Source organism: Bacillus sp. NPDC094064 (assembly GCF_050279585.1).
In the GTDB taxonomy this organism is placed as follows: Bacteria; Bacillota; Bacilli; order Bacillales; family Bacillaceae_G; genus Bacillus_A.
In genome coordinates, this window is the sequence record NZ_JBNNUI010000012.1 from 99,430 (window position 1) to 123,574 (window position 24,145).

26 protein-coding genes, 1 pseudogene and 1 riboswitch are annotated in these 24,145 nt (G+C 36.4%); of the genes and pseudogenes, 16 read left to right on the forward strand and 11 right to left on the reverse strand.

Annotated elements, in window-relative coordinates:
* Nucleotides 1-3 precede the first annotated feature (3 nt).
* Both ACQKNI_RS22975 and ACQKNI_RS22980 read left to right on the forward strand, forming a co-directional pair.
* Entirely contained in the window at nt 4-651 is a 648-nt protein-coding gene (locus ACQKNI_RS22975) for a response regulator (protein WP_088231904.1), read from the forward strand.
* A 191-nt stretch (nt 652-842) separates the two neighbouring features.
* Nucleotides 843-1,469 (forward strand): FMN-dependent NADH-azoreductase, encoded by a 627-nt coding sequence (locus ACQKNI_RS22980; RefSeq protein WP_098253552.1) that lies wholly within the window; start codon nt 843-845, stop codon nt 1,467-1,469.
* Between the two features lie 70 nt (nt 1,470-1,539).
* On the opposite strand, the gene ACQKNI_RS22985 is transcribed toward ACQKNI_RS22980, so the two are convergent.
* A complete protein-coding gene (locus ACQKNI_RS22985; RefSeq protein WP_088231906.1) occupies nt 1,540-2,769 on the reverse strand; it encodes a chloride channel protein in 1,230 nt (409 codons plus the stop codon).
* Nucleotides 2,770-3,092: 323 nt separating this feature from the next.
* Nucleotides 3,093-3,197, forward strand: a riboswitch (SAM riboswitch).
* 91 nt (nt 3,198-3,288) lie between these two features.
* Between ACQKNI_RS22985 and ACQKNI_RS22990 the strand changes: the two genes are divergently transcribed.
* The 3 genes from ACQKNI_RS22990 (at nt 3,289) to ACQKNI_RS23000 (ending at nt 6,908) form a co-directional block, all read left to right on the forward strand.
* Nucleotides 3,289-4,587 (forward strand): bifunctional O-acetylhomoserine aminocarboxypropyltransferase/cysteine synthase, encoded by a 1,299-nt coding sequence (locus ACQKNI_RS22990; RefSeq protein WP_088231907.1) that lies wholly within the window; start codon nt 3,289-3,291, stop codon nt 4,585-4,587.
* On the forward strand, nt 4,571-5,476 hold the full coding sequence (gene metA, locus ACQKNI_RS22995; protein WP_427282699.1) for a homoserine O-acetyltransferase MetA: 906 nt from the start codon (nt 4,571-4,573) through the stop codon (nt 5,474-5,476). The genes ACQKNI_RS22990 and metA overlap by 17 nt, the downstream gene beginning before the upstream one ends.
* Before the next feature lie 136 nt (nt 5,477-5,612).
* Complete coding sequence (locus ACQKNI_RS23000; protein WP_098253551.1) at nt 5,613-6,908, forward strand: homoserine dehydrogenase; 1,296 nt, start codon at nt 5,613-5,615, stop codon at nt 6,906-6,908.
* A gap of 30 nt (nt 6,909-6,938) precedes the next feature.
* Here ACQKNI_RS23000 and ACQKNI_RS23005 read toward each other — a convergent pair whose 3' ends face one another.
* Nucleotides 6,939-7,565 carry a YczE/YyaS/YitT family protein gene (locus ACQKNI_RS23005; RefSeq protein WP_088231910.1) on the reverse strand — a complete coding sequence of 209 codons (627 nt, stop codon included), beginning with the start codon at nt 7,563-7,565 and terminating at the stop codon, nt 6,939-6,941.
* A gap of 97 nt (nt 7,566-7,662) precedes the next feature.
* On the opposite strand from ACQKNI_RS23005, the gene ACQKNI_RS23010 reads away from it, so the two are divergent.
* The 5 genes from ACQKNI_RS23010 to ACQKNI_RS23030 are packed head-to-tail and all read left to right on the forward strand — an operon-like array spanning nt 7,663 to nt 12,128.
* Nucleotides 7,663-8,640: a LacI family DNA-binding transcriptional regulator gene (locus ACQKNI_RS23010; RefSeq protein ID WP_088231911.1), complete on the forward strand. Its 978-nt coding sequence runs from the start codon at nt 7,663-7,665 to the stop codon at nt 8,638-8,640.
* A gap of 10 nt (nt 8,641-8,650) precedes the next feature.
* A complete protein-coding gene (locus ACQKNI_RS23015) occupies nt 8,651-9,532 on the forward strand; it encodes an SGNH/GDSL hydrolase family protein (RefSeq protein ID WP_140417434.1) in 882 nt (293 codons plus the stop codon).
* A complete protein-coding gene (locus ACQKNI_RS23020; protein ID WP_088231913.1) occupies nt 9,529-10,446 on the forward strand; it encodes an ABC transporter ATP-binding protein in 918 nt (305 codons plus the stop codon). The genes ACQKNI_RS23015 and ACQKNI_RS23020 overlap by 4 nt, the downstream gene beginning before the upstream one ends.
* A complete protein-coding gene (locus tag ACQKNI_RS23025; RefSeq protein WP_088231914.1) occupies nt 10,439-11,431 on the forward strand; it encodes an ABC transporter permease subunit in 993 nt (330 codons plus the stop codon). Before ACQKNI_RS23020 ends, ACQKNI_RS23025 begins: the two co-directional genes overlap by 8 nt.
* A gap of 19 nt (nt 11,432-11,450) precedes the next feature.
* On the forward strand, nt 11,451-12,128 hold the full coding sequence (locus ACQKNI_RS23030; RefSeq protein ID WP_088231915.1) for a uracil-DNA glycosylase: 678 nt from the start codon (nt 11,451-11,453) through the stop codon (nt 12,126-12,128).
* A 107-nt stretch (nt 12,129-12,235) separates the two neighbouring features.
* On the opposite strand, the gene ACQKNI_RS23035 is transcribed toward ACQKNI_RS23030, so the two are convergent.
* From ACQKNI_RS23035 to ACQKNI_RS23045, 3 genes are all read right to left on the reverse strand, one after another.
* On the reverse strand, nt 12,236-12,529 hold the full coding sequence (locus tag ACQKNI_RS23035; protein ID WP_088231916.1) for a DUF3817 domain-containing protein: 294 nt from the start codon (nt 12,527-12,529) through the stop codon (nt 12,236-12,238).
* 209 nt (nt 12,530-12,738) lie between these two features.
* A complete protein-coding gene (locus ACQKNI_RS23040; protein WP_088231917.1) occupies nt 12,739-13,560 on the reverse strand; it encodes a Cof-type HAD-IIB family hydrolase in 822 nt (273 codons plus the stop codon).
* A gap of 177 nt (nt 13,561-13,737) precedes the next feature.
* A complete protein-coding gene (locus ACQKNI_RS23045; RefSeq protein WP_140417435.1) occupies nt 13,738-15,021 on the reverse strand; it encodes a purine/pyrimidine permease in 1,284 nt (427 codons plus the stop codon).
* A gap of 95 nt (nt 15,022-15,116) precedes the next feature.
* Between ACQKNI_RS23045 and ACQKNI_RS23050 the strand changes: the two genes are divergently transcribed.
* From ACQKNI_RS23050 to ACQKNI_RS23060, 3 genes are all read left to right on the forward strand, one after another.
* Nucleotides 15,117-16,109 carry a potassium channel family protein gene (locus tag ACQKNI_RS23050; RefSeq protein ID WP_140417436.1) on the forward strand — a complete coding sequence of 331 codons (993 nt, stop codon included), beginning with the start codon at nt 15,117-15,119 and terminating at the stop codon, nt 16,107-16,109.
* A 6-nt stretch (nt 16,110-16,115) separates the two neighbouring features.
* On the forward strand, nt 16,116-16,403 hold the full coding sequence (locus ACQKNI_RS23055) for a YwdI family protein (RefSeq protein ID WP_088231920.1): 288 nt from the start codon (nt 16,116-16,118) through the stop codon (nt 16,401-16,403).
* A 65-nt stretch (nt 16,404-16,468) separates the two neighbouring features.
* Entirely contained in the window at nt 16,469-16,837 is a 369-nt protein-coding gene (locus tag ACQKNI_RS23060) for a DUF423 domain-containing protein (RefSeq protein WP_000688311.1), read from the forward strand.
* Between the two features lie 31 nt (nt 16,838-16,868).
* Here ACQKNI_RS23060 and gerQ read toward each other — a convergent pair whose 3' ends face one another.
* The 4 genes from gerQ to hemQ form a co-directional block, all read right to left on the reverse strand.
* The gene (gene gerQ, locus ACQKNI_RS23065) at nt 16,869-17,297 is read right to left on the reverse strand and encodes a spore coat protein GerQ (protein ID WP_088231921.1); all 429 of its coding nucleotides are present in this window, start codon (nt 17,295-17,297) and stop codon (nt 16,869-16,871) included.
* A 27-nt stretch (nt 17,298-17,324) separates the two neighbouring features.
* Nucleotides 17,325-17,747 (reverse strand): cell wall hydrolase CwlJ, encoded by a 423-nt coding sequence (gene cwlJ, locus ACQKNI_RS23070; protein WP_000538162.1) that lies wholly within the window; start codon nt 17,745-17,747, stop codon nt 17,325-17,327.
* Nucleotides 17,748-18,058: 311 nt separating this feature from the next.
* Nucleotides 18,059-19,333, reverse strand: coding sequence for a serine hydrolase (locus ACQKNI_RS23075; protein ID WP_088231922.1), 1,275 nt, complete (start codon nt 19,331-19,333; stop codon nt 18,059-18,061).
* Nucleotides 19,334-19,522: 189 nt separating this feature from the next.
* Nucleotides 19,523-20,266, reverse strand: a complete 744-nt coding sequence (hemQ, locus tag ACQKNI_RS23080; protein WP_088231923.1) for a hydrogen peroxide-dependent heme synthase — start codon at nt 20,264-20,266, stop codon at nt 19,523-19,525.
* A gap of 265 nt (nt 20,267-20,531) precedes the next feature.
* Here hemQ and pta point away from each other — a divergent pair, with 265 nt between their 5' ends.
* Nucleotides 20,532-21,503 (forward strand): phosphate acetyltransferase, encoded by a 972-nt coding sequence (pta, locus tag ACQKNI_RS23085; RefSeq protein ID WP_088231924.1) that lies wholly within the window; start codon nt 20,532-20,534, stop codon nt 21,501-21,503.
* A 48-nt stretch (nt 21,504-21,551) separates the two neighbouring features.
* On the opposite strand, the gene ACQKNI_RS23090 is transcribed toward pta, so the two are convergent.
* Nucleotides 21,552-22,397, reverse strand: a complete 846-nt coding sequence (locus ACQKNI_RS23090) for a lipoate--protein ligase family protein (RefSeq protein ID WP_098252846.1) — start codon at nt 22,395-22,397, stop codon at nt 21,552-21,554.
* 224 nt (nt 22,398-22,621) lie between these two features.
* Here ACQKNI_RS23090 and ACQKNI_RS23095 point away from each other — a divergent pair.
* Nucleotides 22,622-22,717: pseudogene (locus tag ACQKNI_RS23095) on the forward strand (lipoprotein BA_5634 family protein); the annotation flags it as partial.
* Nucleotides 22,718-22,745: 28 nt separating this feature from the next.
* Here ACQKNI_RS23095 and ACQKNI_RS23100 read toward each other — a convergent pair.
* The gene (locus ACQKNI_RS23100; RefSeq protein ID WP_098252845.1) at nt 22,746-23,438 is read right to left on the reverse strand and encodes an RsfA family transcriptional regulator; all 693 of its coding nucleotides are present in this window, start codon (nt 23,436-23,438) and stop codon (nt 22,746-22,748) included.
* Between the two features lie 271 nt (nt 23,439-23,709).
* Between ACQKNI_RS23100 and ACQKNI_RS23105 the strand changes: the two genes are divergently transcribed.
* Nucleotides 23,710-23,934 (forward strand): DUF1450 domain-containing protein, encoded by a 225-nt coding sequence (locus tag ACQKNI_RS23105; RefSeq protein WP_000526076.1) that lies wholly within the window; start codon nt 23,710-23,712, stop codon nt 23,932-23,934.
* Nucleotides 23,935-24,145 lie beyond the last annotated feature (211 nt).

The window sequence follows — 24,145 nt, forward strand, 5'->3', positions numbered from 1 at the left end:
TTTGTGAAAATAAAAGTATTGCTAGTTGATGATCATACAGTTGTTTTAAAAGGATTAGCATTTTTCTTAAGTACCCAGGAGGATTTAGAGTTAGTTGGGGAAGCAAATAACGGGAAAGAGGCTTTAGTGAAAGTAGGAGAAGCAAATCCTGATGTTGTATTAATGGATTTATACATGCCTGAAATGGATGGGGTTGAGGCAACAGCTCACATAAAAAAGGAATATCCAGATGTAAAAGTAATTGTATTAACGAGTTTTTCTGATCAAGCGCATGTTTTACCAGCATTAAAAGCGGGAGCAAGTGGGTATATTTTAAAAGATGTAGAACCAGATCAACTTGTTGAGGCAATCCGTAGTGCATATAAAGGGAATATACAGTTACATCCGGATATAGCAAATGCGCTTCTTTCTCAATCTTTACCGGAGGAAGAGAAAGAAGAGGAACACTTCATTCATGTAGATGTATTAACAGCAAGAGAAAATGAAGTGTTACAGCTATTAGCAAAAGGGATGAGTAATAAAGAAGTTGCTGCGGTTTTAGTCATTACAGAAAAAACGGTTAAAGCGCATGTGAGTAGTATTTTGAGTAAATTAAATTTATCCGATCGTACGCAAGCAGCGTTATATGCAGTGAGAAATGGAATTGTATAAGACAAAAGTCGTAAGACCCAGTTCGCCTTTAGAAGGTGGACTTTTTTTATGGAAAAATACGTCTATGTGAGGACGAAATTATCTTGATATGAAGATAAAATATGTTTGTAAGCAACAAAACAACAATTACAAGGGATACCTTTTTTGGAAAATATGACAACATAAGAGTAAGTTTTAGGAGGAAAATATAAATGACAACAGTTTTATTCGTAAAAGCAAACAACCGCCCAGCAGAACAAGCAGTTAGTGTGAAATTATACGAGGCGTTTTTAGCAAACTATAAAGAAGCACATCCAAATGATACAGTAGTAGAACTTGATTTATATAAAGAAGAATTACCATACGTAGGCGTAGACATGATTAACGGTACATTCAAAGCTGGTAAAGGATTTGATTTAACAGAAGAAGAAGCAAAAGCGGTAGCAGTTGCTGATAAGTATTTAAATCAATTCTTAGAAGCTGATAAAGTCGTTTTCGGTTTCCCATTATGGAACTTAACGATTCCAGCAGTACTACACACATATATTGATTATTTAAACCGTGCTGGTAAAACGTTTAAATATACACCAGAAGGTCCAGTTGGTCTAATTGGAGATAAGAAAATTGCATTATTAAACGCACGCGGCGGCGTATATTCTGAAGGTCCAGCAGCAGAAGTTGAAATGGCTGTTAAATATGTAGCAAGCATGATGGGCTTCTTCGGTGCAACAAACATGGAAACAATCGTTATTGAAGGTCATAACCAATTCCCAGACAAAGCAGAAGAAATTATTGCAACAGGTCTTGAAGAGGCTGCTAAAGTAGCAAGCAAATTTTAGTTGAAATTATAATCGTCACTCAAAGAAACAGCATTAACGTTTATGTTAATGCTGTTTTTTTATATTTTTATTAATCTGTAGCTTCGTTATGTTTAGGAAGCGGAAATGCATTACCGATAGCTGCTGCGCCGAGCATTGGCAATAGTAAATTGAGCGGGAAAAACATAAGTAATAGCAATGTTATAGCTATCGGTTTTCTTAACGCATAGCTTGAAATAGCTGTTGTGACGATAGCCACAGATGCGATTGGATCTATAGGAAGTATTGAAGCCATCGCGAATCCGATACTTGACCCAGAAAATATAATTGGGAAAATATGTCCGCCGCGCCAACCTGTATTTAAACAAACGGCAGTAATGCATAATTTTAAAACTCCTGAAAGAAGTAATACCCAAAAAGATAAATGAGTCCATTCAACAACTAAATCTTTTAATTGATGTTCCCCTGAAAATAATGTGTATGGGAGAAAAGTACCCGCGATTCCTAATAAAATACCACCTATAATTCCAAGTGTTAGTTTGTATTCGCGGAAAGGATGGATGATTTTCTCTAGTGTAAATTCTACTTTGAAATACAAGAAACCAACGAGAGCACCGATGCAAGTAAGAGGGAGAAAGGCGATCCATTCATTGATTGAAAGGGATCCTTCCCCAAAATCAACAATAAAGGATCCACGATTATCGAGTTTACTAAGCAATAAATAAACGGAAAAACCAGCAAAAGTAGTAGTTAAATATACAATTGCTTTCTTTCTTTTAGAAAACCCGGCAATTTGTTCACCCTCATTTTCATTCGGAGCTAAATAACCGAATAATGGTGCATTAAAAATGACGCTTAAAGTAGCACCAATTCCAACTTCTGTTAGTTCGTTCATTCCCTTTAAAGCGAAGTTAAAGCGATCCCCTACCCATGTACAAAGTCCGCCGATAATTCCGACAAGTGCTGCCTCTGGACCGAGGCTAGCTCCAAATATTAAAACAATAAGCGCAGTTAAAGTAGCTTTATGTACAAAACGGTATTCAATTCTACCTGTTTTTTTATATTCCCCCATTACTTCTGGCATGAGACGTGGATATGTACCGAAGTATTTTTGTGTTAAACCAACGAGGATACCACCGATGATTGTTACACAAAGAGTGTAATAAGGGGGAGAAGAGAAAATGTTAGGTAAATATCCCCAAATAAAGTGGATTCCGATATTTAGCGTAACTAAAAATAACCAAACTGTAGCCCCTACTATAGAGCCTAAAAGAATGCCATATAGAGCGAGTATATAGTGCATGTCCTTTTTATTTGTCATGTTATACCTCCGTTATGTAAGTTGTAATAGAGAAAGGATTATATATGCTAGTGTGAAATGAATGGAATATATATAGTATCTTTGTGAGAGGTTGGCTTATTCAACATATATATTGGGATTTCATTAGAGCTTGGGTCCTATAAGTTAAACCACTTATTTAATTCTATATATTGATTGGGATTTTTTAAAGGTCTTTTTTGAATAAATATGGAATATACTTCTTTTGTTGTTTTATATGGAAATGTTGACGTTTATTTTAGAACATTCAGAAAAACAGATTGACATTAGGAAATTATTGCTATAAAATCAACGGTAATTGCATAGTCTTATCAAGAAAAGGTGGAGGGACAGGCCCGATGAAACCTTGGCAACAGCCGAATAACGGAATTGTGCCAAATCCTGCAGGTAATAGCCCTGAGAGATAAGAAAGAGATTTTAGAGCGTGTTTTCAAACTGCTTCTTTCTTATTTAGGAAAGGAGCAGTTTTTTATTTTGCATAAAAAGGAAGGAGAATGAGAGATGGGAGAATCATGGGGAAAGGGAACAATTTGTGTGCAAGGTGGCTATACGCCAAAGAATGGTGAGCCACGCGTTCTACCGCTTTATCAAAGTACAACGTATAAATACGATACGTCGGATGATTTAGCGGCATTATTTAACTTAGAGGCAGAGGGCTATATTTATACACGTATTGGGAATCCCACACTAGCTGCATTTGAACAAAAGTTATCAGATTTAGAAGGCGGTGTAGGAGCTGTTGCAACTGCCTCTGGGCAAGCGGCAATTATGCTCGCAGTTTTAAATATTTGTAGTAGTGGAGATCATCTTCTTTGTTCTTCAACAGTTTACGGGGGAACGTTTAATTTATTTGGAGTAAGTTTACGTAAGCTGGGCATTGATGTTACGTTCTTTAATCCAAATTTAACAGCTGACGAAATTGTAGCACTTGCTAACAATAAGACGAAACTCGTCTACGCAGAATCATTAGGAAATCCAGCAATGAACGTTTTGAATTTTAAAGAGTTTTCAGATGCAGCTAAAGAGTTGGAGGTACCTTTTATCGTTGATAATACATTAGCGACTCCGTATTTATGCCAAGCGTTTGAACATGGAGCAAATATTATCGTTCATTCTACGACGAAATATATTGATGGGCATGCAAGCTCTTTAGGTGGCATTGTTATTGATGGAGGAAACTTTGATTGGACAAATGGAAAATATCCTGAGCTTGTTGAACCAGATCCAAGTTATCACGGCGTAAGTTACGTTCAAAATTTTGGAGCAGCAGCTTATATTGTAAAAGCACGTGTTCAATTACTAAGAGACTACGGAAACTGTATGAGCCCATTCAATGCGTATATTAGCAATATTGGCTTAGAAACATTGCATTTACGCATGGAGCGTCATAGTGAGAATGCTCTAGCAGTTGCTAAGTGGCTTGCTAACCATGAGCGTATTGAATGGGTAAATTATCCGGGACTAGATAGTAATGAAAACTATTCATTAGCACAAAAATATTTGAAAAAAGGTGCTAGTGGTGTTTTAACTTTCGGTATTAAAGGTGGGGTAGAAGCGGCAAAAGAATTTATCGCAAATGTGAAACTAGCAACCCTCGTAACGCATGTAGCTGATGCACGAACTTGCGTTATACATCCTGCTAGTACGACGCATAGACAATTAAGTGCGGAAGATCAACGTTTGGCCGGTGTTACATCGGATTTAATTCGTTTATCGGTTGGCATAGAAGATGCTTCTGATATTATTGCCGATTTAGAAACAGCATTAATCGGAGGCAAACAACATGCCAATCATAATTGATAAAGATTTACCAGCTCGCAAAGTGTTGCAAAAAGAAAATATATTTGTGATGACGAAGGAGCGGGCAGAAACACAAGATATACGTGCCTTGAAAATTGCTATATTAAATTTAATGCCTACAAAGCAAGAAACAGAGGCGCAATTACTTCGTTTAATTGGAAATACACCGTTGCAATTAGATGTTCATTTACTCCATATGGAATCGCACCTATCTCGTAATGTTGCGCAAGAGCATTTAACAAGCTTTTATAAAACATTTCGTGATATTGAAAATGAAAAGTTTGATGGGCTCATTATTACGGGAGCGCCAGTTGAGACCCTTTCCTTTGAGGAAGTAGATTATTGGGAAGAGCTTAAACGTATTATGGAGTATTCAAAAGTGAATGTAACATCCACGCTTCATATTTGCTGGGGAGCACAAGCTGGTTTGTATCATCATTATGGTGTCCCGAAGTATCCTCTTAAGGAAAAAATGTTCGGGGTATTTGAACATGAAGTCTGTGAGCAACATGTGAAACTGTTACAAGGCTTTGATGAGTTATTTTTTGCTCCGCACTCTCGTCATACAGAAGTGCGAGAGAGTGACATTAGAGGAGTGAAAGAATTAACATTATTAGCAAGCTCTGAAGAAGCGGGTGTTCACCTTGTTATTGGGCAAGAGGGGAAGCAAGTGTTTGCGCTTGGGCATAGTGAATATAGTTGCGATACGTTAAAGCAGGAATACGAAAGAGATCAGCAAAAAGGGTTAAATATTGATGTGCCAAAAAATTATTTCAAACATAATAATCCAGATGAGAAACCAATTGTTAGATGGAGAAGTCATGGAAATCTATTATTCTCAAATTGGTTGAATTATTACGTGTATCAAGAAACCCCTTATATATTATAAAGATTGTGTAACACGTGGCAACGTTTTCTTTGTAAAGATTAACTTATATTTTTCCGAATGTTCAAAATACATTGTTTTTCAGTTTTTTTACTCATATAATTTCATCTAAACACAATTTTTGAGGGGTGACAGTACTATGAAAGAAATTCAAGTGGGTTTATTAGGTCTTGGGACAGTTGGTAGTGGTGTAGTTCGTATTATTACAGATCATCAAGAACGACTTATACATCAAGTAGGTTGTCCTGTAAAAGTAACGAAAGTACTAGTACAAAACATTGAGAAAGAGAGGGAGGTTGAGGTACCTTCTACTCTACTAACACAAAATGCAAATGAAATTTTAGATAATCCAAATATTGATGTGGTCATCGAAGTGATGGGTGGCATTGATGATGCAAAGGCATATATTTTGCAAGCTTTACAAAGCGGGAAGCATGTTGTGACTGCCAATAAAGATTTAATGGCGTTACATGGGGCGGAACTCTTAGCGGTAGCAAAAGCTAATAAGGCAGATCTGTTTTATGAAGCTAGTGTAGCCGGGGGAATTCCGATTTTACGAAGTATCGTAGAGGGACTTTCTTCAGATCTTATTACGAAAGTGATGGGAATTGTAAATGGAACGACAAATTTTATTTTGACGAAAATGTCAGATGAAGGGAGAGCATATAACGACGTGTTAAAAGAAGCCCAACAACTTGGATTTGCAGAAGCAGATCCAACATCAGATGTAGAAGGTTTAGATGCGGCAAGAAAAATGACGATTTTAGCTACCCTCGGTTTCTCTACAAATGTAGAGCTTGGAGATGTGAAAGTAAAAGGAATCACTTCTATTACAGCAGAAGATATTGAATATAGTAAGAGCTTAGGCTATACAATTAAATTAATTGGTCTTGCAAAGCGAGATGGTGAAAAATTAGAGGTTACAGTTGAACCAACGTTACTTCCAAATACACATCCTCTTGCAGCTGTGCAAAACGAATATAACGCTGTATATGTGTATGGTGAAGCAGTTGGGGAAACAATGTTTTATGGTCCAGGTGCAGGAAGTTTACCAACGGCAACAGCTGTTGTTTCAGATTTAGTAGCTGTAATGCAAAATATTAGGTTAGGTGTAAACGGAAATAGTGCGGTATCACCGCAGTATAAAAAGGTATTAAAAGAGCCAGATGAAATTGTTGTGAAGAAGTTTTTAAGACTGCATGTAAAAGACGAGATTGGTGTATTTGCAAAAATTACATCATTGTTCTCTGAGCGTGGCGTTAGTTTTGAAAAGATTATTCAAATGCCGCTTGAAGAGAAAGGAAAAGCAGAGATTGTAATTGTAACGCATCGAGCTTCTCTTGCGGATTATGATTATATTCTACATACATTGCAAGGGTATGAAGAAATAGATTGTGTGAAAGCAAATTACCGAATTGAAGGGGACGCTAAGTAGTATCTCTTATCATAAAACAGAAGGAACCTATTAAGCAGCTTGCTTAATAGGTTCTTCTTTGTTTAAAATTTGCGTGCCGATTTGAATGAATGCTTGAATAATCCAGCCAGTTGTAAAGGACAAGATAATTGTACCGAAATAAATAGGACCATCTAATAAGAAACTTAACGTTAAAAATAAAAAAGCTAATGAAATTTCTGTTTTTCTAAATGTCCATTTTTTCTTCTCAGCAACCGTTAAAACGAAAGCTTCTTGAGGTGCTGCGCAAAGGTTTGTGGAGACGTAAAGACCAATGCCAGATCCGACGAATAGATTTCCACAAATAAGTGTTATATATTTTGGAAGAGAGCGGATAGCGTCCATAATAGTTGTAATGGAACCAATCCAATCAACAAAAAGAGAAATAAGAATCATCGTTACAATTGTGCCGATAGTAATTTGTTTTTTATTCCAAAAGAGTACGATAAGTGTAAATGCAAAATTAATCATGAAAATCCAAAAACCAATACTTATCCCGAAATTTTGATATAGTGCAATAAAGAAGGAATCATAAGGGCTAAGTCCAAAGGAAGTAATTGTTGTCATCATATTAATGCCGATGGAGAGAATGAGTAAACCGCCAATGAAAAATATATATTCTAATTTGAATCGAAGCATAGTTGTATATCCTTTCTAAATGTATTTGCTAGGAAAGGATATATTGTGGAAAGCTTACCAGGTCAAGTGAGAATTTTTGTGAGAAGGGGAGAATGAGATGACGAATATAAGAAAGATTGCTGAGCTTGCTGGGGTATCTGTTTCGACTGTTTCACGTGTACTGAATAATCATCCGTACGTAAATGAACAAAAGCGAAAAGAAATTTTAGCGATTATCGAAGAATTAAATTATACGCAAAATGTGAATGCGATTCATTTAGTGAAAGGAAAAACGAATGTAATTGGAGTGCTATTACCACACGTAAATGATCAATATTATAGCGCTATTATTGAGGGGATATCAAAGGAAACCGCAAAGAAAAATTATAATATGATGCTTTGTCAGACGAACTATAGTGAGGAAAGAGAATTAGAAATTTTGCACATGTTAAAAATGAAGAAACTTGATGGGGTTATTATATGTTCTCGGGCGAATAGTAAGGAGAAGCTTGAAGAATATACGAAATTTGGTCCAATTGTTACGTGTGAAGAAATAGATTCAAAATATATTTCCAGTGTACATATCGATTACTATAAAGTGTTCTCACAAGGGATGAAAAGCTTAATAGATGCTGGGCATACACGTATTGGGTATTGCATCGGAAGAAGTAATAGTATAAATAGCGAAAGAAGAAAAAAAGCGTATGAAGATTCGCTTGAGCAGATTATGGTAACATCACTAGATCATTGGAAGTTTAAAGGATGTTTTACAGTAGAAGATGGACGTAATGTAGTCAGGGAGTGGGCTTGCATGTCTGTAAAACCGACGGCGTTTCTTGTATCTTGCAACCATATTGCAGCGGGGATGGTAACAGAAGCGAAAAAACAAGGCATTCGTATTCCAGAGGATATTACGATTATCGGGTGCGATGATCAAGAGGTGGCAAATATATTAGGTATAACAACGATTTCGCATCCTAGTAAAAATGTTGGAGTAAAGGCGTTTGAATTATTATATGAAAAGGTTAATGAAGAGAAGTTAGATGTGAAGCATATAGAGTTATTACCAGAGTTAGTAGATAGAGAAACGACATAATTGAGAAGGGGTGAAAATCGCTTTTCAAAATTTCGTTTGGTATAATTATGGACAATCTATGAGGGCTAAAAGGGGTTTTGATATGAGATCAAAAGTAGTAAAAGTAATTCTACTCATTACAATTGCATCTTTCTGTTTATTTGCATATGGCTTTGTTTCAGGTGTAAATGATGTATTAAATCCGAAAGCTTCAAATTTAATTAAGAAAAATGATGTAGTAGCAAAAGAGAAAAAGAAAACGGGAACGTTACAAATCGTTAGTTTAGGCGATTCATTAACGCGTGGCGTTGGTGATAAAGAAGGAATTGGCTATGTTGGGCGAATGAAAGAGGATTTACAAAAAGATTATAAGCAAAAAATTGCATTAACAAATTTAGCAGTTAGTGGTGCAAAAATGCCTGATTTATTAAAACAAATTGAGAGTAGTGGCGCTCAATATTCAATTAAGCAAGCAGACGTAATTGTTTTAACGATTGGTGGGAATGATCTATTTCCAGGTTGGGAATCAATCGGAAAAATAGATTTAGAGACGTATCGTCCTGATACGGAGACATTTCAAAATGAAGCGAAGAAAATTATAGAAGAAATTCGTAAATTAAATACAGATAGTCCTATTTTTTGGCTCGGTTTATACAATCCTTTTGAAGATGTAGAAGATTTAAAAGGGTCTTCAAACATTGTTGTGGACTGGAATGCATCTTTAGAGAAATTAGCGTTAAATGATAAAAATGTTTATATTATACCGACATTTGATTTATTCCAAAACCGCGGGAAAGAGTTATTATACTCTGATCATTTTCATCCGAATGAAGTAGGTTACACATATATGGCAGAACGTTTAGTTCAAAATGTTGCAAGTAAATTAAAACTAGAACAAGGAGGGATAAAATGACGACGATACTTTCTGTACGAGACTTGAAGAAGGTAATTGGAAAGAAGACACTTGTAGAGGATATTTCCTTTGATGTGAAGCAAGGAGAAGTCTTTGGGTTCCTAGGACCAAATGGTGCCGGGAAAACGACTACCATTCGAATGTTAGTCGGGTTGATTCAAGCGACAGAGGGTACGATTTCTATCGGTGGTTATTCGATTAAGGAAAATTTCAGAGAAGCGATGCGCCAAATTGGAAGTATCGTTGAAAACCCAGAGCTGTATACATATTTAACGGGATGGGAGAATTTAAAGCAATTCGCTCGTATGCTAGGTAATATATCAGATGAACGTATTATTGAAATTTCCAAAATGGTTCATTTGGACGAAAGAATTCATGACAAAGTAAAAACATACTCACTTGGTATGAAGCAACGCCTTGGAATTGCACAGGCGCTTCTTGGAAATCCTAAATTGCTTATATTAGATGAACCAACGAATGGTTTAGATCCAGCTGGAATTAGGGAACTTAGGGAATTTATACATAAGCTTGTGAAAGAAGAAAATATGAGTGTGTTTATTTCAAGTCATTTGCTAAGTGAAGTACAAATGATATGCGATCGTGTTGCTATTATTCATAAAGGGAAAATGATTACAGTGGCACCGATTGAAGAACTAATTAAAACAGCAAGTGATCGCGTAGAATGGATCGTTACGCCGATTGGAAAAGCGAAAGATATGCTAGAAGATGCTGCAGAGGTAAGAGAAGTGAGTATAGAGGATGAACGATTACTATGTCGCATGGATATTGCGTCTATAAGTAGCTGGAATAAACACTTTGTAGAAAATGGGATAGATGTACATAGTGTTAAGGAGCTTGTGTTTACGCTAGAAGATTTATTTATTGAACTCACAAGGGGTGAGCAGAATGCGTGAATTTGCGAATCTAGTTTTAAATGAGTCAGAAAAGATTTATCGTAAGAAGCGTATTTTTGTTGTTATGCTTATTTTAGCAATCTTAATCCCACTTTTTGTGTATGCGCAGTATCGTGAAATAGAAACGACACAAAAAAGGCTAGGTACAACTGATTGGAAAGTTTCATTGCAACAGCAAATTGTTGATTCTCAAAATCGGTTGAACAATTCTAGATTGCCAGAAGAATGGCGTGATTGGCTAAAAGTAAACGTGGAGCAACAACAATATTATTTAGATCATGATATTAACCCGATGGCGCCGGGCGCACCGACTTTTGTAAGAGCGTTTATTGAGCAAGGAATTACATTATTTATTCCACTTCTTGTCATGATTGTTGCCATTGATATTGTTTCAGGAGAACGAAGTGATGGGACGATGAAGATGCTACTTACTCGGCCAATTCGGCGCTGGAAAGTACTTCTTAGTAAATATGTGACGATGTTATTTTTCATTTCTCTCATATTACTCCTTGTCGGTTTATTTGCTTACGGATTCTCGGGGCTTGTATTTGGATACTCGGGATGGAATTTACCTGTTTTAACAGGGTTTGTTATTGATAAAGAGACATTAAATACAAATTTTGTACATCTTATTCCGCAGTGGCAGTATATCTTAATGGCGTACGGACTAGCTTGGTTTGTTGCTATCGTTGTCGGAACTATATCATTTATGGTTTCTGTTTTAATTCGTAATACACCAGCTGGAATGGGTGTTATGTTAGCTGCTTTAATCGCAGGTGGCATTTTAAGTTCATTCGCAACGTCTTGGGAAGGTGCGAAATACATTTTTAGTGTGAACTTATCGCTAACGGATTATTTATCAGGAAAGCTGCCTGCATTACAAGGACTATCGATGGAATTTTCTTTAATGAATTTAACAGTTTGGGCAGTCGTTTCTCTTATCATTTCATTTGTAGTATTTACAAAGCAGGATATGGTGAATTAATTGGACAGGAAGTGAAGGCATGGAAAATGTTTTAAAGAATGATTGGGGACCATTATTGGCACCAGAATTTGAGAAAGAATACTATCGTACTTTAGCTAATTTTTTGAAAGAAGAATATAGCACACATGTTGTTTATCCAAAAGTAGAAGATATATTTAATGCTCTAGCGTATACGAGTTATGAAAATACGAAGGTTGTTATTTTGGGACAAGATCCCTATCATGGACCGAATCAAGCACATGGTTTAAGTTTTTCTGTACAACCGGGTGTTAAAACGCCACCGTCGTTGTTAAATATGTATAAAGAACTTCGAGATGAGTATGGTTATGACATTCCGAATAACGGTTATTTAGTAAAATGGGCAGAGCAAGGCGTTTTATTATTAAATACTGTATTAACGGTTCGTCAAGGTGAAGCAAATTCTCATAAAGGAAAAGGGTGGGAGCATTTCACAGATCGTGTGATTGAACTGCTGAATGCGCGTGAAAAACCAGTTATCTTCATATTGTGGGGACGCCACGCACAGGCGAAGAAGAAGTTAATTACGAATACGAATCATCATATTATTGAATCCGTCCATCCAAGTCCATTATCAGCAAGACGAGGTTTCTTTGGTAGTAAGCCCTACTCTAAAGTAAATACAATTTTAGCTAATATGGGCGGAAGAGAAATTGATTGGGAAATTCCAAATTTATAAAGTGAAATTTTAATTAGTAGGGGGGTGTTTATCCCCCTACTAATTATTAGCCCACAAATAGCGGAATAAATAGAAAAGGTAGTTAACAGTCGTTAACTACCTTTTTGTTATTGTTGTTCATTTTTTAGTTTTGCATCTAGTACAAATGTACCGAATGGGATAACTGAGGAAATGAATGCCCCAAGTGCCCATAAAATTGATTTACGGTGTACGATTGTTACTTGGATTAACGCAAAGATGAATAGAATAAATAACACACCATGAGCCATGCCTGTAATTTTAACAGCTGTTGCAAATCCTGCGAAATATTTTAATGGCATTGCTACAAATAATAGTAATAGGAAAGAAATACCTTCGATTAAGCCGATTGCTCTTAAGCGTCCGATTGGTGTAGATAACATGAAGTAGCCTCCTTTAATATATGCTTGTATATAGTAAATTTGTATTCTTTTTCAAAATAAAATAGTCTATTTTGTTCCATTATATACAAAAAGAAAGTTTACACTACGAGAATAGTACAAAGTTCGAAATATAGTCACAAAAACATTGGGAATTAAATAAAAACCTATTTGAAGTATTTGACTTCAAATAGGTTTTGTGAATGAAAATATTAAACAAGTGCTTCGCTTTTTAGCACAAATTTCTCTACAACTTTTGCAACGCCATCATTCATATTTGTATCTGTTACGTAGTTTGCGATTTCTTTAATATCGTCAGGTGCATTTCCCATTGCAACACCAAGACCTGCAAATTCAATCATCGCTTGGTCGTTATAACTATCGCCCATGGCGATAACCTCTTCACGTTCAATACCTAGAGTTTGAATTAATTGATTTAAGCTTGTTCCTTTTGTAACACCAGCCTCAGTAAATTCTAAGAAGAATGGTTTTGAACGCATAACGCTTAATTGGCCTTCTAGTTGTTTTTGTAGTTTTGTTTCTACAGCTTGTAAGTGTTCTGGATTTTCTACCATTAGTACTTTTACAACTGGTTGTTGTACAGCTTCTTTCAGGTTATTTACTTCTACGATTGGCATACCAGTAATTTGACCTTCAATTTCTGTATAAGAGTTATTTTCCTCAGTTATAATATCATCACCAATATATGTGTGAATCCATACATTTTCTTCTTTACTAATATCATATAAGCTGTGAACGATTTCAGGAGATAACGTACTACTAAATAATTCTTCATCTGTTTTACAGTTAATAATCTTTGCACCGTTAAATGAAAGAATAAAACTGCCGTATTCCTCTAAATGTAATTCTTTTGCAATTGCACGCATTGCGAATGTTGGACGTCCAGAAGCAAGTACAACTTTTATTCCTTGCTCTTGTGCTGTCATTAAAGCCTCTTTCGTACGAGGTGAAATGGTATGGTCATCGCGTAATAAAGTATCATCTAAATCTAAAACAATCATTTTATAAGTCATATCGAAAATTCCCTTCTTTACTTAAATAGAAATACATGTTCATGAAGATGTTAAGGAATAATAGTAAGGTATCGAACTTCTTTAGAAAGAAGTAGATAAATTATCACGAGCGTATTGCTCATGATAATTTATCGTAACAACTCTATAGGTAGAGTGCAATAATGGAAGTTTTCCAATTTACGATAGTTGTTTTTCGTTAGAACGAGAAAATAGTATTTCCAGTAAGATAGCCATTACAGATCCAAGAACGAGACCGTTACTTAAAAATGATGCTAGAAATGGTGGGAGCGTAGAAAATGCTCCTGCTGGGACGAACATAACGCCTACCCCGGTGAAGATGGAAAGACCGGCTACTTTAAATAATCGTTCTTTATTTTGTACAGTGTCATATTCACGAAAAGCGAGACCAATCATACTTGCGAATACAGGGTAAATGGCAGCGTATCCGACTGCAACTGGGATTGCTGCAAAGAATGAAGTGATCTTTGGGAATATGCTAATTAAAATAATAAAGCTTGATCCTAACATAAATGGGAGTCGTTTATAAATATTAGTCGTTGCAATAAACCCAGCTGATCCAGAAATGGCGACAGGCCCAATAGCTGAAAATAGACCGCCTAGCAATTGGTTTATTCCTGTTATAATGCCTGCTTGTTTGAAGCGATTTTCAGCTGGATTTTCTTCGTACTTAGAAACAACCCTCTGTACAACACGAATACTTGCTAACATATTTGTTAGAAGGAGTAACGTGACGAAAACGACTGTAATTGCCATATTCCATTCAATGCGAGGCATTCCGAAAACAAATAGAGAAGGAAGACGTATTATGTCTGTCACAGGTGTTATTGGATTAGATAATCCGAAGCATGCGAATAATATCCAGCCACAAACAATACTGAAAAGAACAGAGTATTGTCCAATAATAGGTAGCTTCATAATGAAAAAGGATAGTAAAATAACAATAAGTGAAAGAATAAATACGTTAGGTTGTATTTCTGTATGTTTTCCATCGAGGCCAAACATTCCTTTTAAGAAGGAGCCACTAAGTTGCGTGACAAGAAGAAATAGATACGTTCCGATGACTGTTGGTGTAAAATAGCGAACGAGTTTATCAATAAGTCCAAAAACGCTAAGAAGAATGCAAATAATTCCGCTTAATAGGAAGGCGTAACCGAGAACTTTAAGTGTCTCATTGCTTGATCCAAATAATACGACACCTAAACTTGAATAAAGGGAAAAAATGCCCCACCAAAGGCCTGCAGGACCTTCTTGAATAGGAAGTTTATGTCCAAATATAGCTTGCAGTAGGCCGGCAAATCCAAGAACAAATAATGTTCTTTGTACAAACGCGATAGCCTCAGCACCATCGAGACCATAACTAGTTGCGACGCTAATTGGTACAATAAGACTTCCAGCTAAAATAAATAGTGCCCATTGTAAGGCAGAAAGAAATGTCTTCATTATATCAACCTCTTTCATAGATTCCGTATCTAGTATATACGTATTTCATTTCCACTGGCAAAGATTGTAGATAGAGAAAAGAGTTGAAACACGATATGAATGCACGTAAACAATTATTGATAGCAGTTGTATGTATGACTTTTGTTGTAATGCTAGGAACACTAGGATTTATGATGATTGAAGAAATTAGTTTGTTTCAGGCATTTTGGATGACGATGATTACAGTATTAACGGTTGGATACGGAGATGCGGTTCCTATAACGCAGGCGGGGAAAGTGTTCGCACTCCTCATTATTCCTGTTGGAGTCGGTATTGTTACGTATGCAATTGGGGTAGTAGCAGCTATGATTATTGAAGGAAACCTATTTCATGCAGTACGGAGGAAGAAGATGGATAAAAAAATAGCACAGTTGCAAAACCATATTATAGTATGTGGTTGCGGTAGAGTGGGGCTTCAAGTTGTACATGAATTACAGGAGAAGGAAATTCCGTTTGTCGTTGTGGATAAGGATGAAAGTATATTGGAGCAGGAAAAACTTTTGTATGTACATGGGGATGCAACGGAAGATCAAGTGTTACATCATGCTGGAATTTCAAAAGCGGCGGGTCTAGTTGCTATTGTAGCGAATGATGCTGAAAATGTATTTATTACATTAACAGCGAGAGGATTAAACGATACAATTAAAATTGTGGCGAGAGCTGAGAAGCCGGAAACCGAAGAAAAATTAAAGCGTGCTGGTGCAAATAAGGTTATTAATCCATCTAGTATGGCAGGGATTCATATTGCAAAAGGTATTGCGAATCCGCTAACAGTTCATTATATTGATACAGTACTGTATGGAGTAGATCAGTCGTTTGTAATCGAAGAAATTTCAGTCGGAAAAGATTCTATCTTAACTAGTAAATCATTACTAGAGAGTGATGTGAGGAATCAATTTGATGTGACCATTTTAGCGATTTTAAGAAATGGGAATATTATACATAATCCAACAGGGCAGGAAAAACTGCAAGAACATGATATGATAATAGTATTTGGTTCAGTTGAGAAGCTGGGACAATTTGAGAAAGAACTACAAAGTAAGAGGTGACAAGGAATGCAAATATCGAGCGACAAGATTTTAAATAAAATGGCAAATGAAATTGCAAAGGCAAAAAGTAGTGAAGGACAAAAGTCAAAAGAACATTTATTAGTTGTGCGTGCTTTATGTGATTTATTATTAGACGAACAAGTGGATTCGAATATGTATAGAGAACCGCAAGTTCAGTCACAAATAATCGGATCTCAGCCTATGACAACCGTTCAACCGATTATGTCGGTTTCTGCAGAGCCAGTATATATAAAAGAAGATGATGCAAACGGTAATTCTTTATTGGATTTTTAAAAGAAAAATAGTTTGGATTATATGTAAAAATTGCTTATGATAAAAGTAAAAAAAGGGGAATTCAGATGAAGATTTTCTTTTTATTAGGTTGTATTGCAGCGGGGCTATCTGTTGCATTAGGGGCCTTTGGAGCACACGGTTTAGAGAATAAAATTTCTGCAAAAATGTTAGAAGTTTGGAAAACAGGCGTTACATATCAAATGTTTCATGCAGGTGGACTGTTTGTAGTTGCTTTATTAATGGATAAGATTCAATCATCACTTTTAACTACTGCTGGTTGGCTAATGGTAGCTGGGATTATTATGTTCTCAGGTAGCCTTTATGCGTTAAGCACAACGGGAATTAAGTTCTTTGGTCCAATTACACCTCTTGGTGGTGTCGCATTTATTGTAGCGTGGATTCTAGTAGGAACTGCAGTTGTAAAAGGATTATAAAAAACAAAAGCTGGCAAATGCCAGCTTTTGTTTATGGTCTTGGAGCATAAGCTGCTGGTTGACTAGGTAAATACGTAATTTCTTCTGGGAATTCTACGTAATCTAAGTAAATCATTAGTAGTAAATAACGTTTTCCAGATTGTGGTTCACTAATAACGATATGGTCACGACCAGCTGCTTCAATAATACCTGTATAAGATTGTGTACCAAGAGAACTACCACGCTCATAAGTCATTACAACTGTAGCTTGCTTACCCTTGTTTAAACGAAGGATATTTTCAATGTATGATTGTTCTAATGGTAACATCCCCTGAGAAACTGCAGCTTGAGCTGCTTGTTGCTGCATCGCTTGTTGTTGCATCGCTTGCTGTTGTTGTTGAGTCATTTGTTGCGGTTGTGCATAAGTTCCAGATGGTTGATAAAAACCTGTTCCATAATATGGATTTTGTTGCTGTGCCATTCAAAAATCCCTCCTCATTTTCATTGCTTAATATACGCCTGGACAGTCTTCACCAGATGGTTGAAAGAAGCAGTGCTTTTTAAAACGACCAGAATTTTGTTGGTCATACCAAGTTGGTGGGCAAGGGCCTTCTGGTCTAAAAAACCATAAGGAAAAATTAGCGGGCCAAAAGCGCTGTCCTTGAATTGTTCGCCGAGCTAAGGCGATATCTTGTTCCCTTGCTCGTTGATAAAAATATCCTTTTTGTGTTGCTTCAAAGCCACCAGGATTTTGGTAAACCATTTGACGTAAATTGCGTATTTTTTTAAAATCTAAACAATTTCCACGGACACGATTTACCCCAACGTTTCCGACCATTAACATTCCTTGTTGCCCTTCTCCTTCGGCTTCAGCACGCATCAATCTAGCTAATAACTTAACATCTTCTTCGTTATACGCGATAACACCCATTATGTGCCACCTCTCTTTTTGGAATGCACTATAGAAAGAGGTTTATCCCGCTATTTGCGGGCAGTAAGACTCCTACCTTACAATTCGGTTGGGCGGGAGATCCAACTGCCCGTAAACGCCCGAGTGGTGAAGGCTAATAATCAGTGGGGACGAACAACCCCACTGATTAAAGTTTCACTTTATTTCTAGATGAAGTGTGGAACAATTACTAGTTCATACGTATGAGAAAAAGGACTCGGATATGACAACCAAACGAAGTTTTACATGTAGAAGGGAAAATAAAAAAAGCTAGCCCACGCTAGCTTTTTTTATTAAAACACTTTAGACCATAATCCTGAGAAGAAATCACCAACTGAACGCGTCGTTAACACGAACCAATTTGCTTTTTCAACTTCTTCTGTCGTTTTTGCAGTAACCTTCATACTGTTACTGCCGTCTAAGAAACCGTATTTATTATCAGTTGATTCTAAAACGATTGAACCAACCTTAGCATCTTTCTTAATTGGAGCAACTAAATGTCCATCTTCAGCAATGGATTTATCTGCTTCGGCCCCAATTTTATAAGGTGTTTTGCTACCTTTTTTCACGATTACTGTTATTTCTTTCTCAGGAGCAACCGTTACTTGATCTTCTTTCCCTTTTACTACAGGAAGAGTGTTATTTGTATCAACCTTTAGCTTTTGTTTTTCAAAGTTATTAAACCCGTATTCGATTAATTCACGAGATTCTGTGAAGCGCTCGTCCATTGACTTTGTTTTAATAATAACCGAGATAAGGCGTAAATCACCGCGTTTTGCAGTAATAGTAAATCCGTATCCAGCTGTATCAGAACTTCCTGTTTTTAAACCATCAGTACCTTCATAAGCGAAGGCAGCTCCTGGTAACATCCAGTTCCAGTTTTCCATACGAATTGGTTTTGGATGATTGTCTGGAAAGTTTCTAAATCTTTGTTTTGTATCCTCTAGCATTTCCGGATACTTTGTAATAATTGTTTTTGAAAGAATACCCATATCGCGAGCTGACATAGAGTTTTCTCCAGTAGGGTCAGTGCCTTCAGGATGTTTCCCTTTTAAATCAGCATTATTTAAACCAGTAGAGTTTACAAACTTATATTTCTTTAACCCTAGTTTTTTTGCATGTTCATTTGCCAGATTTAAGAAGTTCTTCTCACTTCCTGCAAGAAGTTCTGCTAAAGCAATACTAGATCCATTTGCAGAGAAGATAACGATAGAATGATATAATTCTCTTACTGTATATTGACGTCCTTTCTCAAATGGTACATTAGAGAATTCATTATTACGTGAGACGTCATAAGCGTAATCAGAAATATTTACTTTCGTATCCCAAGTAATTTTACCTTCTTTAATTGCTTCTAAAATAGCGTAAACAACAATTAATTTTGACATACTAGCAATAGCTAGCAGTTCATCTGGGTTTTGTTCATGCAGTATTTTTCCTGTATCTGCATCAAATAGAAGAGCAGCAGCAGCTTCTATTTGTATTTTTTCTTCCGCATGGGATGTTGTTACTCCTAAGGAAGAAATTGACAATAGAAACGCTAGTAAAATAGACAAGATTTTCTTCATATAGATTATCACCTTCGCATCGTTATTAGCATATAGCTCGTACTATTTTAGCATGAATTTGGATATAGAAAGGTTACAATTTTGTAAGGGATTTGTCGATTTTTGTTCAAATTTGCAGAAAAACGAAGTTTTTGCAAAGAAATATAGGGGAAAATAAAAAAAGGAACGAATTTCGTCCCTTTTTCACTATTATATGTGTAAAAATTGCTCTACTTTTTCGTCTGGTAAGATGTTTCCAACGAAAAACGTTCCAAATTCACCATAACGAGCACTTACTTCATCGAAGCGCATTTCATATATAAGTTTCTTAAATTGAAGAACATCGTCAGCGAATAATGTTACGCCCCACTCGAAATCGTCGAATCCAACAGATCCTGAAATAACTTGGCGTACTTTACCTGCGTATTGGCGACCGATCTTGCTGTGACTGTACATCATTTTTTTGCGCTCTTCCATAGGAAGCATGTACCAGTTGTCATCACCTTGGCGACGCTTATCCATTGGATAGAAGCAAATATGATTTGCTTTCGGTAGTTCAGGATATAAGCGAGCTAAAATTTGTGGATTTTGATATGGATCCTCATCAGCTGGAAGATAGTTGCTTAGTTCAACAACAGATACGTAAGAATATGCAGGGATCATATATTCAGCTAATGTTGTTTTATTTAATTCTGTCTCAATTTCATTTAACTCTTCCATTGTTGGACGTAAAATCATAAGCATAATATCAGCTTTTTGACCAACAACTGTATACATTGCATGACTGCCTTTTTTCGCAGTAGCTAATTCGTTCCATTTTTCAACGACATTTAAAAATTCAGACACTGCTTGTCCGCGTTCGTCACTAGATAATGTTTTCCATGCAGCCCAATCAATAGAACGTAAATCATGTAAACAATACCAGCCATCTAACGTTGTTGTTGCTTCACTCATTCTATTCACCTCAGTTAATGATAGTTTTACACGTTAACTATAGCATATATAGTTTTAAAAGCATCTATAGAAAACTTCAGCGCATAAAATTGTCACATTTAAAGGAGAGAGAAGCCCTTAAATGAGCTGGATTTCATGGCTGAATTTTATGAAAATATAATCATTTTTATTTTGCCTATTTTTTAGGAGCAATAAGTTTAAAATATAGAGGAAAAGCAGTATTCTTAAAGATAGAGTTTTTTAACATTTGTAGGAGGGTTTATTCGTGAGCAATTTATTTACAACGGTAAAAGAAAAAGTTCAAGGAAAAGGCATTTCTATCGTACTTCCTGAAGGAACTGATGAAAGAATTTTAGGCGCTGCAGAGCGTTTAGCAAAAGAAGAGTTAGTAAAACCAATCTTAGTTGGTAATAAAGAAGAGATTAGCGCAAAAGCTGCTAGCTTGAATTTAACATTAGCAGGCGTTGATATTTACGACCCAGCTACATACGAAGAAATGGATGCAATGGTAGCATCTTTCGTTGAACGCCGTAAAGGTAAAGCAACAGAAGAAGACGCTCGCAAAATCCTTAAAGACGAAAACTACTTCGGTACAATGCTTGTATACATGGGCAAAGCACACGGTTTAGTAAGTGGTGCAGCTCACTCTACAGCTGATACAGTTCGTCCAGCACTTCAAATTATTAAAACAAAACCAGGCGTTACAAAAACTTCTGGCGTATTCATCATGGTACGTGAAGAAGAGAAATATGTATTCGCTGATTGTGCAATTAACATTGCACCAAACAGCCAAGATTTAGCTGAAATCGGTATAGAGAGTGCGAAAACTGCTGAGTTATTCGGTATTGACCCGCGCGTTGCTATGTTAAGCTTCTCTACAAAAGGTTCTGCGAAATCTCCAGAAACAGAAAAAGTTGTAGAAGCAACTCGCATTGCAAAAGAAATGGCTCCTGAGTTAACTCTAGATGGAGAATTCCAATTCGATGCTGCATTCGTACCATCTGTAGCTGAGAAAAAAGCTCCAGGTTCTACAATTAAAGGTGATGCTAACGTATTCGTATTCCCAAGCTTAGAAGCTGGTAATATCGGCTACAAAATCGCTCAACGCTTAGGTAACTTCGAAGCAGTAGGACCAATCTTACAAGGCTTAAACATGCCTGTAAACGACTTATCTCGTGGATGTAACGAAGAAGAAGTGTACAAGTTAGCTTTAATTACAGCAGCTCAAGCACTTTAATTCTATAAAGAATTAAAATAAAAACCGTCGCTATTATAGCGACGGTTTTTATTTTTCTAAGCCAAGTGCCTTGTTATTGCGATCAATAATACGTTGTAAATTCGTCTCATATAAAGGAATCTCATCTATTGTTAATTGAGACGGTGTTAATTTTGGAGCGAATTGCTGCAGTGTTTTTAAAAGGCGCATCATTAAATTCTGTACTGTAATGGTTTCGCCAAGTAATTCTGAGAGTGAGGCCATCGTACTCGGTACAATTTCAGGGTACGTAAAGCGTGTTTCTTCCCCTTGAATTGCTAAGTTGTAGAAATCACGAACGAGTGCGGCACGCTCAGAGCCGCTTTCTGTAGCACAGAGATAAATTTGGACAGCGACACCACCGCGAATACGGCGTTGTGAAATACCAGCGAATTTTTGATCGCGAATACTTAAGTCATAACTACCAGGGCAGTAAGAGCCAACAATTTCTTTTGCCTCGATAGTAACGTCGTAATCTTTTAACATCTCCTGAATTAAATGCCACATTGTATCGTATCCAAGATCAATATCGATACCTTTTTCTGTTTCTTGGAATAAAAGTGATACGTTTAATACACCTTCATCAAGCACGACTGCGAGTCCGCCAGAATTACGAACGATAACATTGAAGTTGTTTTCCTTTAAAAAGGAAATGCCTTCTTCTAAATGTGGAAGGCGTGAATCTTGAATGCCAAGAACAATTGTATTGTGATGAACCCAAGAGCGCATTGTTGCCGCTGACTTGCCATTTCCAATACTTGTACATAATGTGTCATCCATTGCGAACGACTGAAGCGCATGGAATGTTGGTCCCAAACTAGACTGATCTACAATACGCCACTCTGGCTGAGATAAAATGGAACGGGAATTGCTCATATAACTAACCCCTTATCTTTAAAATGACAATCTCTATTATAACAAAAAATAATGAAAGTAGTTTTTAAGAGGAAGCCTTACTGAATTGGAATGTTGTTGTAAGGAAAGTGAATTGGTTAAACGAGCTGTGATAGTTAAACTAAGGGATGTAATTATGATTTTAGGAGGCATACAAATGAAAAAAGTTAAATTAGGAATTGTAGCGATTATGTCAGCTGCCGTATTTAGCAGCCTTTAAAGAGAATCCAAAGGAAAAAATCTTCCCAGATATACAGAAAGGCTCTAACGTAGAAGAAGCGCACATGGTTGAAGTGAAATAATAAAAAGGATGCATGTAATGCATCCTTTTTATTCTGCAATTTTTTCTAAATTACCGTTTCGATCCATGCGGAAAGATGTTTGTGAACGTTCTTCATCATCCATTACGGCCAATTTACGAGCTCGGTTCATAATATTCATAAGTGTTTCGTAGTCTTCTTGTACAGTATGAGATTGCTTTTCTAATTTCTCTAGTTTCTTTTCCAGTTCTTCATTTCGAAGCATTTGTCCTTTTATTTCTTGTTTCAATCTCGTATTCTCGTTTTCAAGAGCTGTTACTTTTATATTTGAAGACCCAACTGTTTGTAAAAAGTAAATAACATCTTGCATTGTTATAGAGGCTTTTGAAACGGGAACAGTAGGTTCTTGATATGGACTAACTTCTTTATATTGTATATTTGTTTCCTCTTGTAATAATTCTTCATAATCCACTATCGCTTCTGAAGCAGGTGGTGTATAAAGTAAACGTTTCTTTGCTTGTTCACCGCTCGCAGCACGCATTTTATCTTTACGATGTTTTTTTGCTAGTTGAAGAGCTTGTTCATAGCTATAACGAACAACGGCGTTCCAACGGAAACCGCAAGCAGCTGATGTGCGATTTAACTGATCTCCGACTTCTTCAAATGCATTTAATTGAGTACTTCCTTCTCGAACATGACGTAGTACAGTTTCAGCAAGTAATAAATCGTCTTCGTCCGTCCAAGCATCCTGTCTTACTTTCATAGATTCAACTCCCTTTCTTTTTATGAACTTCCTATTTTTATAATGGGCAAAAAAATGAGCTTTTATACAAAGCTTTTAAAAATATGGTAGATTTCGATGAAAGGGAAAAAATTACCCATGAATGATGAGAGGTTCTGTAGGAGAGCATATAAATATGTAGCGTAGGCTATGTAGGGAGACTTGCAACGAGCTTCAAAGAACGGTAAAATACCATTTAGTGTTTATTTTTAAATGTACTTGAGAAAAGTTTGAAATAGAGGAAGTGTTATATATGGGAAACGAATTTCGTGTGTGCGATGATTGTCAGGCAACGAACGTTAAAACGTTGATTCCGAAGTTAAAAAAAGTAGATTCATGTGCAACGATTGAAGTTGGATGTCAGTCTTACTGTGGCCCTGGTCGTAAAAAATCATTCGCATTTGTAAATAACCGTCCAGTTGCGGCTCCAACAGAAGACGAGTTAATTACAAAGATTGAAGTAAAGTTAAATAAGTAAGAAAAAGAAGAGTGAGCAGATTCCTCTTCTTTTTTTATGCCCATAAGAGGAGAAATTTATTCTATGAAAGTGCACTTGGTCGGAACTAACATTCAATGAAGGATGAGCGTCACTTGTTTATTAAAATTTCGATGTATATGAATTTGTATTTCAAAATAATGGTTGACAGCCTTTTAAAGCGATAGGTAGAATAGAAAGTGTCTGATTCTGA